The organism is Arenicella chitinivorans (assembly GCF_014651515.1).
GTDB lineage: Bacteria > Pseudomonadota > Gammaproteobacteria > Arenicellales > Arenicellaceae > Arenicella > Arenicella chitinivorans.
The window spans coordinates 175,060-188,654 of sequence record NZ_BMXA01000002.1 but is presented as its reverse complement, the minus strand read 5'-3'; the positions used below and the strand labels follow the sequence as shown (position 1 = coordinate 188,654).

At 50.4% G+C, this 13,595-nt stretch carries 15 protein-coding genes; 13 read left to right on the top strand and 2 right to left on the bottom strand.

The features are described 5' to 3' along the window. The first annotated feature begins 26 nt into the window (after positions 1-26). The 12 genes from IE055_RS06035 (at position 27) to mgtE (ending at position 10,819) form a co-directional block, all read left to right on the top strand. Complete coding sequence (locus IE055_RS06035; protein WP_189399126.1) at positions 27-992, top strand: KpsF/GutQ family sugar-phosphate isomerase; 966 nt, start codon at positions 27-29, stop codon at positions 990-992. Then, a complete protein-coding gene (locus IE055_RS06030; RefSeq protein ID WP_189399125.1) occupies positions 989-1,543 on the top strand; it encodes a KdsC family phosphatase in 555 nt (184 codons plus the stop codon). Before IE055_RS06035 ends, IE055_RS06030 begins: the two co-directional genes overlap by 4 nt. Before the next feature lie 28 nt (positions 1,544-1,571). Then, complete coding sequence (gene lptC, locus IE055_RS06025; protein ID WP_189399124.1) at positions 1,572-2,024, top strand: LPS export ABC transporter periplasmic protein LptC; 453 nt, start codon at positions 1,572-1,574, stop codon at positions 2,022-2,024. Positions 2,025-2,187: 163 nt separating this feature from the next. Next, complete coding sequence (gene lptA, locus IE055_RS06020; protein WP_189399123.1) at positions 2,188-2,910, top strand: lipopolysaccharide transport periplasmic protein LptA; 723 nt, start codon at positions 2,188-2,190, stop codon at positions 2,908-2,910. A 3-nt stretch (positions 2,911-2,913) separates the two neighbouring features. Next, entirely contained in the window at positions 2,914-3,639 is a 726-nt protein-coding gene (lptB, locus tag IE055_RS06015; RefSeq protein WP_189399122.1) for an LPS export ABC transporter ATP-binding protein, read from the top strand. A 183-nt stretch (positions 3,640-3,822) separates the two neighbouring features. Further along, positions 3,823-5,277, top strand: a complete 1,455-nt coding sequence (locus tag IE055_RS06010) for an RNA polymerase factor sigma-54 (RefSeq protein WP_189399121.1) — start codon at positions 3,823-3,825, stop codon at positions 5,275-5,277. A gap of 156 nt (positions 5,278-5,433) precedes the next feature. Continuing rightward, the gene (gene hpf / locus IE055_RS06005; protein ID WP_189399120.1) at positions 5,434-5,775 is read left to right on the top strand and encodes a ribosome hibernation-promoting factor, HPF/YfiA family; all 342 of its coding nucleotides are present in this window, start codon (positions 5,434-5,436) and stop codon (positions 5,773-5,775) included. A 188-nt stretch (positions 5,776-5,963) separates the two neighbouring features. Next, positions 5,964-6,458, top strand: coding sequence for a PTS sugar transporter subunit IIA (locus IE055_RS06000; protein ID WP_189399119.1), 495 nt, complete (start codon positions 5,964-5,966; stop codon positions 6,456-6,458). A gap of 13 nt (positions 6,459-6,471) precedes the next feature. Then, complete coding sequence (rapZ, locus tag IE055_RS05995; RefSeq protein ID WP_189399118.1) at positions 6,472-7,350, top strand: RNase adapter RapZ; 879 nt, start codon at positions 6,472-6,474, stop codon at positions 7,348-7,350. Beyond that, positions 7,343-7,612: an HPr family phosphocarrier protein gene (locus IE055_RS05990; protein ID WP_189399117.1), complete on the top strand. Its 270-nt coding sequence runs from the start codon at positions 7,343-7,345 to the stop codon at positions 7,610-7,612. Before rapZ ends, IE055_RS05990 begins: the two co-directional genes overlap by 8 nt. A gap of 3 nt (positions 7,613-7,615) precedes the next feature. Then, positions 7,616-9,349 (top strand): phosphoenolpyruvate--protein phosphotransferase, encoded by a 1,734-nt coding sequence (gene ptsP, locus IE055_RS05985; RefSeq protein WP_189399116.1) that lies wholly within the window; start codon positions 7,616-7,618, stop codon positions 9,347-9,349. Between the two features lie 129 nt (positions 9,350-9,478). Continuing rightward, complete coding sequence (gene mgtE / locus IE055_RS05980; RefSeq protein WP_189399115.1) at positions 9,479-10,819, top strand: magnesium transporter; 1,341 nt, start codon at positions 9,479-9,481, stop codon at positions 10,817-10,819. Positions 10,820-10,854: 35 nt separating this feature from the next. On the opposite strand, the gene IE055_RS05975 is transcribed toward mgtE, so the two are convergent. After that, entirely contained in the window at positions 10,855-11,280 is a 426-nt protein-coding gene (locus IE055_RS05975) for a lasso peptide biosynthesis B2 protein (protein ID WP_189399114.1), read from the bottom strand. Between the two features lie 102 nt (positions 11,281-11,382). On the opposite strand from IE055_RS05975, the gene IE055_RS05970 reads away from it, so the two are divergent. Continuing rightward, complete coding sequence (locus tag IE055_RS05970; RefSeq protein ID WP_189399113.1) at positions 11,383-12,081, top strand: type II secretion system protein N; 699 nt, start codon at positions 11,383-11,385, stop codon at positions 12,079-12,081. A gap of 1 nt (position 12,082) precedes the next feature. Here the strand turns inward: IE055_RS05970 and lnt are convergent, their stop codons facing one another. Beyond that, positions 12,083-13,591 (bottom strand): apolipoprotein N-acyltransferase, encoded by a 1,509-nt coding sequence (gene lnt, locus IE055_RS05965; protein WP_189399112.1) that lies wholly within the window; start codon positions 13,589-13,591, stop codon positions 12,083-12,085. Positions 13,592-13,595 lie beyond the last annotated feature (4 nt).

The following is a 13,595-nucleotide window of genomic DNA, read 5'->3' as shown; positions in this document are numbered from 1 at the left end:
TCAGTGCAGCGCTAGAGTAAATCGCTATGAAAAAATCATCATTTCTGGAGTCAGCCCGGCAAGTGCTGAGCATCGAATCGACGGCTGTTGCTGCGCAAATCGAGCACTTGGATCACACCTTTGAACAAGCTTGCGAATCAATTCTAGCTTGCGAAGGTCGCGTGGTGGTTACCGGCATGGGCAAATCCGGACACATCGCCAACAAGCTCGCTGCCACCTTGGCCAGCACTGGTACGCCAGCATTCTTCGTACATCCCGGCGAAGCCAGCCATGGTGACCTGGGAATGATTACTCCCAAAGATCTGGTATTGGCAATATCCAACTCTGGTGAAACCGGTGAGGTGCTCGCGATTCTTCCCATCATTAAGCGCATGGGTGTACCATTGATCGGCATGGCCAGTGCGCCAGAATCCACACTCGCAAGGCTTTCTGACGTGTATTTGAATGTGCCCGTTGCACAGGAAGCCTGCCCCATGAATCTAGCGCCAACGGCCAGCACCACCGCATCCTTGGCGATGGGCGATGCGTTGGCGATAGCTGTACTGAACGCGCGTGATTTTAATGAGCAGGATTTCGCGCGCTCACACCCGGGCGGATCTTTGGGTCGCCGCTTACTATTGTACGTTGAAGACATCATGCACAAAGGTGACGAGGTACCATTGGTGTCGGATACGGCCCTGTTGTCCGACGCGTTAGTGGAGATGTCAGGCAAAGGGCTCGGCATGACCGGCGTGATTGACGCGACAGACAAGCTGGTCGGCATCTATACTGACGGTGATTTACGCCGCACGCTGGCAAAACGACTCAGCATCGACACACCCATTAACGCTGTGATGACCTCCGCCCCCACCACCACCACGCCGAACACCTTGGCTGCCGAACTGGTGTCGGTAATGAAAACCAAGCGCATTAGTGGTGTCTTAGTAGTCGACAATGATACAGTGGTCGGCGCTGTCAACATGCAAGACCTTCTGCGCGCAGGTGTGTTATGAACCAACTTCCTAAACTCCCTTACGACGTTCCGGCCGACGTGACCGCGAAGGCTAAATTGATCAAGTTAGCCCTGTTCGACGTGGATGGCGTGCTGACCGACGGCAAGTTGCACTACAGCGCTGACGGGGAACAGGTTAAAGTATTTCACGCACTGGACGGCCACGGCCTGAAGATGCTGCAATTGGCAGGCATTGAAGTTGGGGTTATCTCGGCGCGCAATTCACAAGCGTTGCGCAAGCGTATGCAAGACCTTGGCGTGCGTCATTGCCACCTCGGCGTTAACGATAAACTGGCCGTGTTTGAACAGCTCAAACGCGACCTTAAATTCGATGACGCCGAGTGCGCTTTTACAGGTGATGACGTGATCGACCTGCCGGTTATGCAGCAATGTGGTTTAAAATTTTCGGTTCAGAACGGCCACTTCATCGTCCTGGCAATCGCAGATTGGGTTGCACCATTAACAGGTGGTCAGGGAGCTGTGCGCGCCATCTGTGATGTATTACTCTATAGCCAGAACGCATACCCTTTGGGCAAAACGGCCCAGCAATAGACCCCAAACCAGACACAAATTTTGAACCGTGAAACAAGCTGAGTCACTGCTCTATATTGCAATCCTAGGTCTCATTGGCCTATTTGGGATCTATTTGCAGACCGCCATGATGGAGGACGAGCCAGAGCTGCGAAATTACAAAGACCGGCATGACCCTGATTATTACATCGAGAATTTTATTGCGACTGGCCTAGACAAGAATGGCCAGCGACGGTTCCAGCTCAAAGCGGACCGGATGGCGCATTTTCCAGACGACGACACCGCCCTGCTGGATAACCCGCATGTGGTTGAATACGAAGTAGGCTTTGCACCACGGCATACCTACGCTGACTCCGGCTGGATGAATTCCACGGGCGATGAAATCTTAATGACCGGTAATGTGCGTGTGGTGGTCGAGGCAGATTCGCGTGGACCCGGCGGCACTATGAAGGCCAAACGCATGCGAATTATTTTGGATAAAACTAAGGAAGGTTATTATTAACTCTACTCTGGCCGCATCTAGAAGACGCCAAAATGGCTGTGCGCGATACACGTTCAGCCACCAGTCAGCTTGTATGCTATATTTTGCAGCCCATACAGTCCGCTTTAGACAGATTGAGAGCACGGCACAAGCACCCAACTGAGACACAACAAAACCACGATCGATGAAATTCACCACCAAACTGCTGTTGGCCCTTACCATACTGACCCTATCTGGTCAGGCTATGGCCTTGAAATCAGACCGAGACCAACCTGCTGATATTGAGGCCGACGATATTGAGTTTGACTTCAAAAAAGGCACTCGCACATACATCAACAATGTACTCGCTATCCAAGGCACTCTGCGCCTCAAAGCTGACAAGCTGATCGCTGAGTACGATGGTAGCGAACTGAAATCCGCGACCATGTGGGGCTCGTTGGCGCGCTTCAAACAGCGACCTGACGGCAAACAACATGATGTCGAAGGCTGGGCCAAGAAAATTGTTGTGGATCAGCGAGCGAATACCCTGACTCTGATCGGCAAAGCCGCATTAAAACAAGGTCCTCAGACTGCTCGTGGCGAAACAATCGTGTACAACATGGCTAACGACACCTTAAAGGTGCAAGGTGGCGCTCGACTCAAATCCACTGGCGCCGAAGGGCAAGACGGTAAACGCAGCATTAAAGATCCTTTTGCCACCAACCCAGACGGGCCGGCGCCACCGAAGCAGCGCAAGGTAACCAAGAAGAAAGCCGAAACCGCAAAGACAAGCGCAACCGATTCCGAAAACGCTGACGAAACCACGGATGAAGTCGACCAGAATGCGGATGTCGAAGACGCGCAACAAGATGAAGTGGAAGAACCAACACGTTCCGGCCGCTCGCGACTGATTATCAACCCGAAATAGCCCATGAGTATTCTGGAAACCAAAGACCTTTGTAAGAGCTACAAAGGCCTGCAGGTTGTTAAAAAAATTAACATCTCGGTCGAAAGCGGTCAGGTTGTTGGCTTATTGGGACCAAACGGGGCTGGCAAAACTACGAGCTTTTACATGGTGGTTGGCCTAGTCCGCAGCAACAGCGGTAAAATCCTATTGAATGGCCAGGACATCAGCCACCTACCGATGCACTCGCGCGCACGCCTGGGGATTGGCTACCTTCCGCAAGAGCCATCCATCTTTCGTAAATTGACGGTAGAAGAAAATATTTTAGCAGTACTTGAAACAGACAAAAGTCTCTCGCCTCAACAGCGCAGTCGCCGAGTCGAGCAGCTGCTGGAAGAATTCAATATCGGTCACAAACGCCACACATTGGGCATCTCTCTGTCCGGTGGCGAACGACGACGCGCGGAGATTGCCCGCGCGATCGCGCTCAAGCCTTACTTTATTTTGCTGGACGAACCGTTTGCCGGCATTGACCCAATCTCTGTTGGCGACATTCAACAAATCATCGATTATCTACGAAATACCGGTATCGGTATCATCATCACTGATCACAATGTCCGCGAGACATTGGATATATGTGACCACTCCTACATACTCACTGAGGGACGCGTGTTAACCGAAGGCACCGCTAAGCAGATCCTCAGTCACCAAGGGGTCCGCGATGTGTACCTCGGCTCAAAATTCAAAATCTAACGGCGCATCCACGATCTATAAACGACTAACAAACAATCCATCTCATTTAGTGCGCCGCGGAATTTCCAAAATTTGATGGCATAGTCACTTTGATGAGTCTAGAATTGATTGTCTCGGTATCCGAATCCGATAGGCCCTCGGGCCGGATTCACGCACCATTCGCATAGTGAAATTTGGTTGTAGATGAAACAATCCCTTAATCTCAAGCTCTCTCAGCAATTAACTCTAACGCCACAGCTGAAACAAAGCCTGAAGTTATTGCAACTCCCCGCTTTAGAACTTGAGCAAGAAGTCCAGCAAGCCTTGGATTCGAACCCGTTGCTGGAGCGCGTCGAGTCTGAACAAACCGACCTGAATGGCGGCGATGAGACCCTTATAAACCAACCAAATGCCGACACGGAGTCGCGGGCGACTGACACAGGAACAACGGACGCCACCTCAGAGCTGGCTGACGATAACGGCAACTGGCAGGAGACATTTGAGTCGCATCGTGTCAGTAATGTTAGCACTGGTAGCGGTGGAACGGACACAGAGTTCACGCAGTTTGTGTCCAAGCAGGAATCGCTGTTCGAGCACTTGGACTGGCAAATTCAAATGACCACCTTGAGCGCCAAGGACAAGCAAATTGCGAATGCCCTACTGCGTTGTTTAGACGATGAAGGTTACCTGAATGCCGAGCTGGCTGAGGTCACCACAATGATCGATGCCGATGTCGACGAAGATGAGGTGCACGCAGTATTGAGTTTAATCAAAACACTTGAGCCAATCGGTGTTGGCGCGCGCAATCTGAACGAACGATTAAACATTTTGCTCGACCAGTTACCGCCAGACACGGGAGGCCTTGAGCTGGCTAAGCAGATCGTGTCGGAACACCTTGATCTGGTAGGCACGCGCAATCTGGCGAAATTAAAGAAGTCACTTAACGTGTCAGAGCGCGCGCTATCCGAAAGCCTGAACCTAATCACGCACTTAAATCCCCGCATTGGTGGCGAATTCAAAAGCGACAATCAGAATTACATCATTCCGGACGTTCACATCAAGAAAGTCAACGGTGTTTGGCGGGCCCATCTAAATCCTGACAACCAGGTTAAGTTACGCCTGAACCAAACCTATTCCGATATGCTGAAGCGGGATATCGATAAAGAAGGCAGCGAGTTTATTCAGCAAAACCTGTTAGAAGCCAAGATGTTCATTAAAGGGCTAATGAGCCGGTATGACACCTTACTCCTGGTGGCGGAAGCAATTATTGAACGTCAACAAGCCTTCTTTGAACAGGGTGATCAAGCCATGCAACCCATGGTGTTGCAAGACATCGCCGAACAGCTCGAAATGCACGAATCCACGATCTCTCGCGCCACGGCAGGTAAGTACCTGCTGTCACCGAGGGGCGTATTTGAATTGAAGTACTTTTTTTCCAGTGCACTCAACTCGACTGATGGCACTGCATCCAGTTCTACTGCTATTCGCTCATTGATTCGTAAGATGGTTGATGCTGAATCCAAAGCAAAGCCGTTAAGCGACAGCAAAATTGCCAAAGAACTGGAGCAACAGGGGCACATTGTTGCGAGGCGCACCGTCGCAAAGTATCGCGAAAGCATGCAAATCGCACCATCAAGTCAACGTAAATCATTGGTCTAATACGATGCTGTAATAATTATCGTCTTGAAACCAAGAGAATTGGGCGCAATAGCAGTAGTAGAGCGTTCAAAGTCCGAAGGACAGTACGTTCAGCAATGTGCATCACAAGAACGACGGGAATGCGAAAAAATCTCGTCAATAGAACAGGAGAATCATATGCAGTTAACTATCTCAGGGCACCAAATTGATTTAACCGACTCAATGAAGCATTACATCGGCGAAAAGATGGAACGCATTGAACGGCACTTCGATCATCTCAACAGTATTGATGTGGTGCTTCACGTCGAAAAGATTCACCACAAAGCCGAGGCTACGGTGAACGCCAAAGGAGTGACCCTTCATGCGCACGCGGACTCCGATAATATGTACGCGACCATCGACGATCTGACAGATAAACTGGATTCACAGGTTCGAAAACACAAAGAAAAGATTACCAATCATCACCGTAATGGCGGCGCGCTAAAGGATCAGGATTTTGATACCGGCGGTCTCGAATAGATTGCGCTAAAAACAGGCAATCACTAAAATCCACCAACATTGCGAGCGAGTTGATCGGTCGCTGAGGTGGATTTTTTATATTCATTCCATCCTACCCCAAAACCTTTTACACTGTTGGCTCGCCGCTAACAGCGTTTTCGTCACTATTTCCAAACACAATTCCACTGCACGCAACACGCTTTTTCATCATGACCACATCCAATTTCCTGTTTCAAACCCTGGACGCCGAACTGATCGTGGTGCATGCCGACATCGGCAGCCGAAAAAAGCTACTTGAAGAAATGGCACGTCTATTGACTATTCCGTTAAATCGCGATGTTGACCTTGAGGAAGATGGGGAACTCACGAAAGAGAAAGACATCTACCTACAGCTTTGGGAACGTGAAAAACTCGGCAATACCGGTATCGGCAATGGAGTCGCGTTGCCGCACTCGCGTTGTCCGCAGGCAAACAAGGCCATCGTCGCCATTATTACCCTCAAAAGCGCAGTGGACTATGACAGCTTGGATCGAGAACCGGTCAATGTTGCCTTTGGTCTCTTAGTGCCCACGGAGGCCACACAGGATCACTTAAATTTGTTAGCGGACATCGCACGCATGATGTCGGACAATCAACATAAAGCCGACGTTGCTGATGCCGTGTCGGCACAGGATATAATTCAGCTGATTGGAGACTGGTCATAACACCAACACATCGATGAGCGCCCCGAAATTCTTCATCATTAGCGGAACATCCGGTTCCGGAAAGTCCATCGCACTTCAAGTGCTGGAAGATCTCGGCTTTTATTGCATTGACAATTTACCCGCGTCGCTAGTACCAGAAATGGCAGCACGCGTACTCGGAAACAACACCACCCATCATAACTGCGCGGTCAGCATTGACTCACGCAACCAGGATTTTATCGGCGATCTGAAAAACAGCTTCGACACGCTCGCGTCTTTTCATGTGGAGACCCGGGTTATCTTTCTCGATGCCGACGACAACACACTGTTAAAACGCTACAGCGAGACACGACGCAAGCATCCGTTATCAGATGAAAACACCTCCTTGCTCGAGGCCATTCATAAAGAACGCGAGCTGCTGGATTACCTTTACAGCATCGCCGACCGTCGTATTAATACGTCGACCACCACTCCACATGAGCTGCGTACCATTATTCGTGATGAAAGTGTCCAAGATGATGGACGCGCTGTTACGTTGTTGTTCGAATCGTTTGGTTTTAAGTACGGCAACCCAACCGATGTTGATTTTATGTTCGACGTGCGTTGCTTACCAAACCCGCATTGGCAGCCCGAATTGCGACCGCTGACTGGACTGGATCAACCCGTTGCAGACTTCCTATCTGCACAGGATCTAACGCACGCCATGCTGCAACAGATTAGAGATTTCGTTGCCTACTGGCTGCCACATTTTATCGCCGATAATCGCAACTACATTACCATCGGAATCGGTTGCACCGGCGGCCAGCACCGATCGGTGTATTTGGTGAATCAACTCTGGCAACACTTCTCACAAAACAAAACCCTGCATACCCTAGCACGACATCGGGAGTTACGACATACAACACATGCTTGAACAACCAATCGAAATCATAAATAAATTAGGCCTGCATGCACGTGCCGCCGCCAAACTCGTCAGTACAGCAAGTCGCTTCGGTAGTCGCGTAGAGATTCAGTTTGCGGGCCAGACCGCTGACGCCAAGAGCATTATGGCCGTTATGATGCTGGCAGCATCACAAGGCAGTCAGATTGTCATCCGCACCGACGGCGATGATGAACGGGCCGCGATGGACGCGGTGACCGGATTAATCAACAACTATTTCGATGAGGAAGAATAAACCATGCTCAGTTTGATTGGCTCAGGCATTGGACGCGGTATCGCGATCGGCAAAGCCTATGTGCTGAAGTCGACCGATATTGAGCCACCCTTCCTGCGCATCAAACCAGACAAAGTCGAGATTGAGGTCGAACGGTTCCTGCAGGCTGTGGTGGACGCAGAACAGGAGTACCAAGCGCTGCTCAATAATCTCGACACCAGCGCCCCCAAAGAAAGCGCCGCATTTATCAATGCGCACATGCTAATGCTACGGGACCCGCTGCTAATCAACGAATCGATTCAGATCATGCGCAGTGAGTTAGTGAACGCGGAATACGCACTGCAAACTCAGTCCAATAATCTCATTAAAGTGTTCGAGCAAATGGAAGACACCTATTTGCGCGAAAAGAAAGTTGACGTAAAGCACATCACCGACCGACTACTCCGCCACTTAATGGGCATTGTGTCGCATACGCTAGACGAATTTAATACCGAAGATCTGAGTGGCAAGATCATCGTTGGCAAAGACCTGACGCCGGCAGAAACCATGTTTGTGCGCGGCCGCAAGATCGTCGCATTTGTCACCGACCTTGGTAGTCAAATATCACATACGGCCATCGTGGCTCGCAGCCTCAAGTTACCTGCAGTCGTCGGCCTGCACGGCAGCAGTAAATACATTCTGGAAGATGATCTTTTGATCGTGGATGGTTTACGCGGTATTGTGCTGATCAACCCAAGTGATCAGGTACTCAAAGAATACCGCGGAAAAGCACGCCGTCTACGAGAGCGTGAAAAACAACTGAGCACGCTTATCCGACGCCGGACTAAGACCTTGGACGATGAACGGGTGCATCTCATGGCAAACATCGAAACCGCCAAAGAGCTGCGTGAGGTTAAACGTGTTAATGCCGAGGGCATTGGCTTGTATCGCACCGAATATCTGTTTATGAATCGTGACACCGCACCAACGGAAAACGAACAGTTTCGCGACTACAAGAAAATTGTCACTCGTGTCGAGCGGCCCGTTGTTATTCGCACCTTAGATGTCGGTGGGGATAAACAGCTCGGTTTCGGCTACCCAAATAAGAGTTCCAGCGAATCACCGTTGGGGTTGCGCGCAATCCGTCTGTGCTTAAATCACATTGATTTGTTTAAACCGCAATTGCGGGCCATTTTACGTGCGTCGGCCTATGGGAAAATATCCATCCTGATCCCAATGGTGAGCAACGTCGATGAAATCAATCAGGTACTGACCATTATTAAGCACACCAAAGCTGAACTTAAGGCTGAAGGGATCGCCTTTGATCGTCGCATCAAGATCGGCGGTATGATCGAAGTACCAGCGGCTGCGATTATGGCAGATGTATTCGCACAGAAACTGGATTTTCTTTCCATCGGCACGAATGATCTGATTCAATATACGCTGGCAATCGATCGCGTGGATGACGCGGTTAATTATCTTTACGACCCTACGCACCCGGCAGTCCTACAACTCATTAAAATGGTTATCCGGGCCGGTGAAAAAGCCGGTATCCCGGTGTCTCTGTGCGGCGAAATGGCCGGTAATGACCGGTATACACGTTTGCTTCTCGGACTTGGGCTGCGCCGATTCAGTATGGACGCCACGTATCTACTCAACGTGAAACAACAGATCATGTCGGTGGACACCACCAAATTAAGGTACCTAGTTGGCAAAGTCATTAATGCTGACAGCACCATCGAAGCACGCGATTACCTGAGTAAGCTCAATACGCTATAGACGCCCTGACTAACACCGGTCTCGGTGTTTTCGAAGTGTAATGCGCGGGCACACACACCTCGGTATAATGCAGGTATTCCCAATCCATGGAGAAACATCGCCGCCCCTGTGTCAGCGGTAAAATCAAGCGTGCAATCACCTAATCCCCCTATCAGCAATGTTGACGAACTATTAGCCGCCGATAACGTGACGGCAATTGTAGCCTTGTTTGCCGATGCGCATCCGGCCGACATTGCGGATGCGCTCGAACGCTTAACGCCGCTAAAACGACCACAGGCCTGGACACACATTCCAGAGGATATCAAAGGTGAGGTGTTAGCTGAGCTTAGCGAAGGAGTTTTCAAAAATCTAGCGCATGAATTAGATAAAGGCGAGTTGATTGACGCCATCAAGGTTCTGGATATTGATGATATTGCAGACCTAATCCCCGACATGCCAGAGGCCTTGCTTGCGGATGTTTTATTCGCGGTAGATGTTGAAACCCGAAACAACCTAGGCGAGGTACTGTCTTATCCAGAAGACAGTGCCGGTGGCTTAATGAACTTCGATGCCATTTCGGTACGCGATAATGTTTCGCTGGATGTGGTGCTGCACTACCTCCGCTTAAAAACATCGCTACCTGACAATACCGATTCAATCTTTCTGGTGGACCGCAATAAACGTCTCACGGGCATCCTTCCAGTCAACATCCTGCTTACGGCGCCAGGTGGTGATCAGGCAATCAAGTATGCGGTCGAATCACCGGTCAGTTTTCAGTGTTTGGATAGCGAACTGGATGTTGCCAAAGCCTTTGCCGACTATAACCTAGTCTCAGCGCCGGTAGTCGACGATGTTGGCCGCCTGTTGGGACGCATCACCATCGACGACGTGGTGGATGTGATCCGTGACCAGGCAGAACATGACATTATGGCCGCCGCGGGTCTGCGTGAAGAAGAAGATATCTTCGCACCCGTCGCTCGCACCTCACGCAGTCGAACCATCTGGCTGGCAGTGAATTTGGTAACGGCTCTGCTTGGCTCATGGGTGATTGGGCAATTTGAAGGTTCAATCCAAAAGTTGGTCGCGTTGGCGGTGCTCATGCCGATCGTGGCTAGCATGGGTGGCAACGCTGGGACGCAGACATTAACTGTCGTGATCCGAGGCATGAGCCTTGGTACCATCTCAAGGGGCAATGTGTTCAACGTGTTGAAAAAAGAGGCCTTAGTTGGCATTCTGAATGGCATCATCTGGGCAGTAGTGATCGCGTTGATCGCGGCACTGTGGTACCAGGATGTGCATTTAGGGCTGGTGATCGCAGCCGCCATGGTCGCCAACCTGTTCATGGGTGCAATCGCAGGTGTCTGTATCCCCATTTTTTTGGAAAAAATGAATATTGATCCGGCACTGGCTGGTGGTGTTGCCCTCACCACGGTCACCGATGTAGTCGGCTATTTCTCTGTTTTGGGTTTAGCAACCCTACTGTTGCTCTAAAACGCCGCTTTTTTTTCAAACGCGATTCAGCCTGCTCAGCGGTGGTGGATTTCTATAAACCGATCTTTGACGTGTTCTGGCTCGCCAATCATCGCGCTCCCTACTTGTACCCAAGCATGGCTTGCAAACTGTTGTTCGCGTTTATTCACGCCAAGTTTGAGACACGCTGGAATACCCATAGTTTGCAGCATATCGAGTAACACGATCGACTTGGGTAAACACGCCAGAGGCAACCAATGCAAGCGCGCCGCCAAGCGCACCGACTCATGCACCTGACTCGCGGTCTTAATTGCATCCGAGCCCACTTCTGCATCAACCGTGTCAGTCAAATCCAATTTGGTGTTCAACCAAGCACCTTGCTTTAATTTAATGCACCACCAAACGCCCCATAATCGCCAATACGCCGACCACATCCAGCACTTTTGGCGTCTGCTAAGTGATTGAAATTTAGCAATTTTCACGAATTTAAACCACCTTTTTAGCGAGTACGACAGCGGCGCGCGGCGTTCACAGCAACTGTGAATAGAGTTGGCTACGCTTGAGAATCAGGTAAACTATAGACTATGAACGCTCTGAACTCCATTTCATCCAGTCGAATCTGGCAACGCCACGGTACATTAATCGCTTGGGTGTTCGGGGCCTTATGCTTAGTCCTAGTTGCCACCAGCGTTGCCTGGGACGCCTACCAGCAACATACGGTTCGCATACAAAATTATACGCCACAGAAAATTGCCCCGCTGCAACGAACGGCACGTGCAACGTATCAAGCCCAGACAATTGTGCGCGCTAACTTATTCGGCTCAGAGGTCGTGAAGGTCAAAGAAAAACCCATCGTTAAGACAACATTGAATCTCAAATTGCAGGGAATTCTCTGGGATAGTAGTGGCGGAATGGCACGCGCCATCATCACGTCCGGCAACAAAAAAGCCGAGCTGTATGCGGTCGGCGAAAAAATTAAAGGCGCAGGTGCCTCGATCAAAGAAATTCGAAATTCAGAGGTATTACTTGATCGTGCTGGTGCAACTGAGAGCCTAGCTTTGGTAGTCAAAAAAGCCGAAGAACTGGAGCCGTTTCTAGTACAACAAGCCTCTTATGTCGATCGCGGCAGCGTTCCATCACGGTTTCAATCAAGCACTGGCGGTAGTGAGACCTTGAACCAGGTTCGTCGCAAACCACAATCGAATAATGGCGCACCGAGAAAAGTACGGCGACCAAATTTCAGTGGATTGGATAAAGCACTGCGCAAGATGGGTGAAATATAAGTTAGCTTGCTCTGCGTGCCCATTGGCGTAGACCGATCACACCTAATAACGCCAACATTACATACACGAACCAGTTCCCAAATCGCAGGAACCAAGTAGTCCCAGTTTGTGGTTGGACATACTGCACCAAGGTCGCTGGGGCAAACTGCCCACTGATCGACTCAATTCGGCCCCGATAATCAATAAACGCAGACGGACCTGAGTTGGCACTGCGTACCATCGGCCGTGCCAGCTCCCTCGCCCGCATTTGCGCCATCTGTAAACGCTGATGCGGCGCAAACGAGTCACCGAACCAGGCATCTTCACTGATATTCACCAATACCGTGGCGGCCCCCAGCGACTGGCGATACTCATTCGCGAAGGCATCCTCATAACAAATCGATAGACCGACCTTGATCTGGTCACCACAACTTAACGCCTGATCACCCTGCCACGCTGAAAAATCGGACATGGGCAGGTTAAGGTAATCGAGCACCCATTGAAACAGAAAGCGCAAAGGCAAATATTCACCAAACGGTACCAAGTGCCGCTTGCGATAAACCTGTAACGGTTCGGTCTGCCCACAGGTAAAAAAAGCGGCATTATAACTCTCGTCAAAATTAGAAGGTTCGGTCAACAAGCTCGGGGTATCGATTACACCAGCCAAAACAGCGGTGCCTTGCGGCACCAAGGACTCCCAAAATCCCAAATCCAGATACTGCAAGTGCATCGGAATCGCAGTTTCAGGCAACACGACTAAATCGACCTTCTGCTGATCCTTTAACGCACGCAAGACTGAACGATAATTATCAATTACTGCGCGTCGATAATCCGGCTCCCATTTTTCATCAATCGATACATTTGCCTGAATCACGCCGACTTTCAACGCATATGGGCTCGGCTCACTCCAGTCAACCATGTTCACAAGCCAAGACGCAAAAACAATCATGGGCAAAACGAGCATGGCTGACCGCGAGCGATAAAGTAAACTGGCTGCCAAAGCAGCCGCCAGTGCAGCCACCAAAAAACTGACCAAATAGATCCCGCCGATCGGTGCCCACGCCGCCAACCAGGTATCCACTACTGTGTACCCAATATCCAGCCAGGGAAAACCCGTCAGCACCCAGCTCTTTAGCCACTCAAACACAATCCAGATTACTGGCAAGACCAAGAAGCGATACCAAGACCGAGCTGGGAAAAGTCGAGCAACCAGATACGACATCACCGCGATAAAACCAGCTAACAGACTGGCGAAGCCGAGCACAGCGATACTGCCCATCCAGAGGGGCATCCCGCCGAAAGTAGATAGAGAAACATAGACCCAGGACACACCTGCACCATAGAGTCCCAACCCAAACCCATAACCTCGCCAAGCAGCGGCGCCCGCAGAGACTGGCAATAAAAGTAGAAAAAACGCCGCGAGTGAGAGCGGCGCGACGAACCAAAATTTAAACGGTGCGAAAGCGAGTACCAGCGCAGCACCGCTCATCACACTCAGCAGGAATCCCTTCCAACCCTGAATCAAATTCACACTA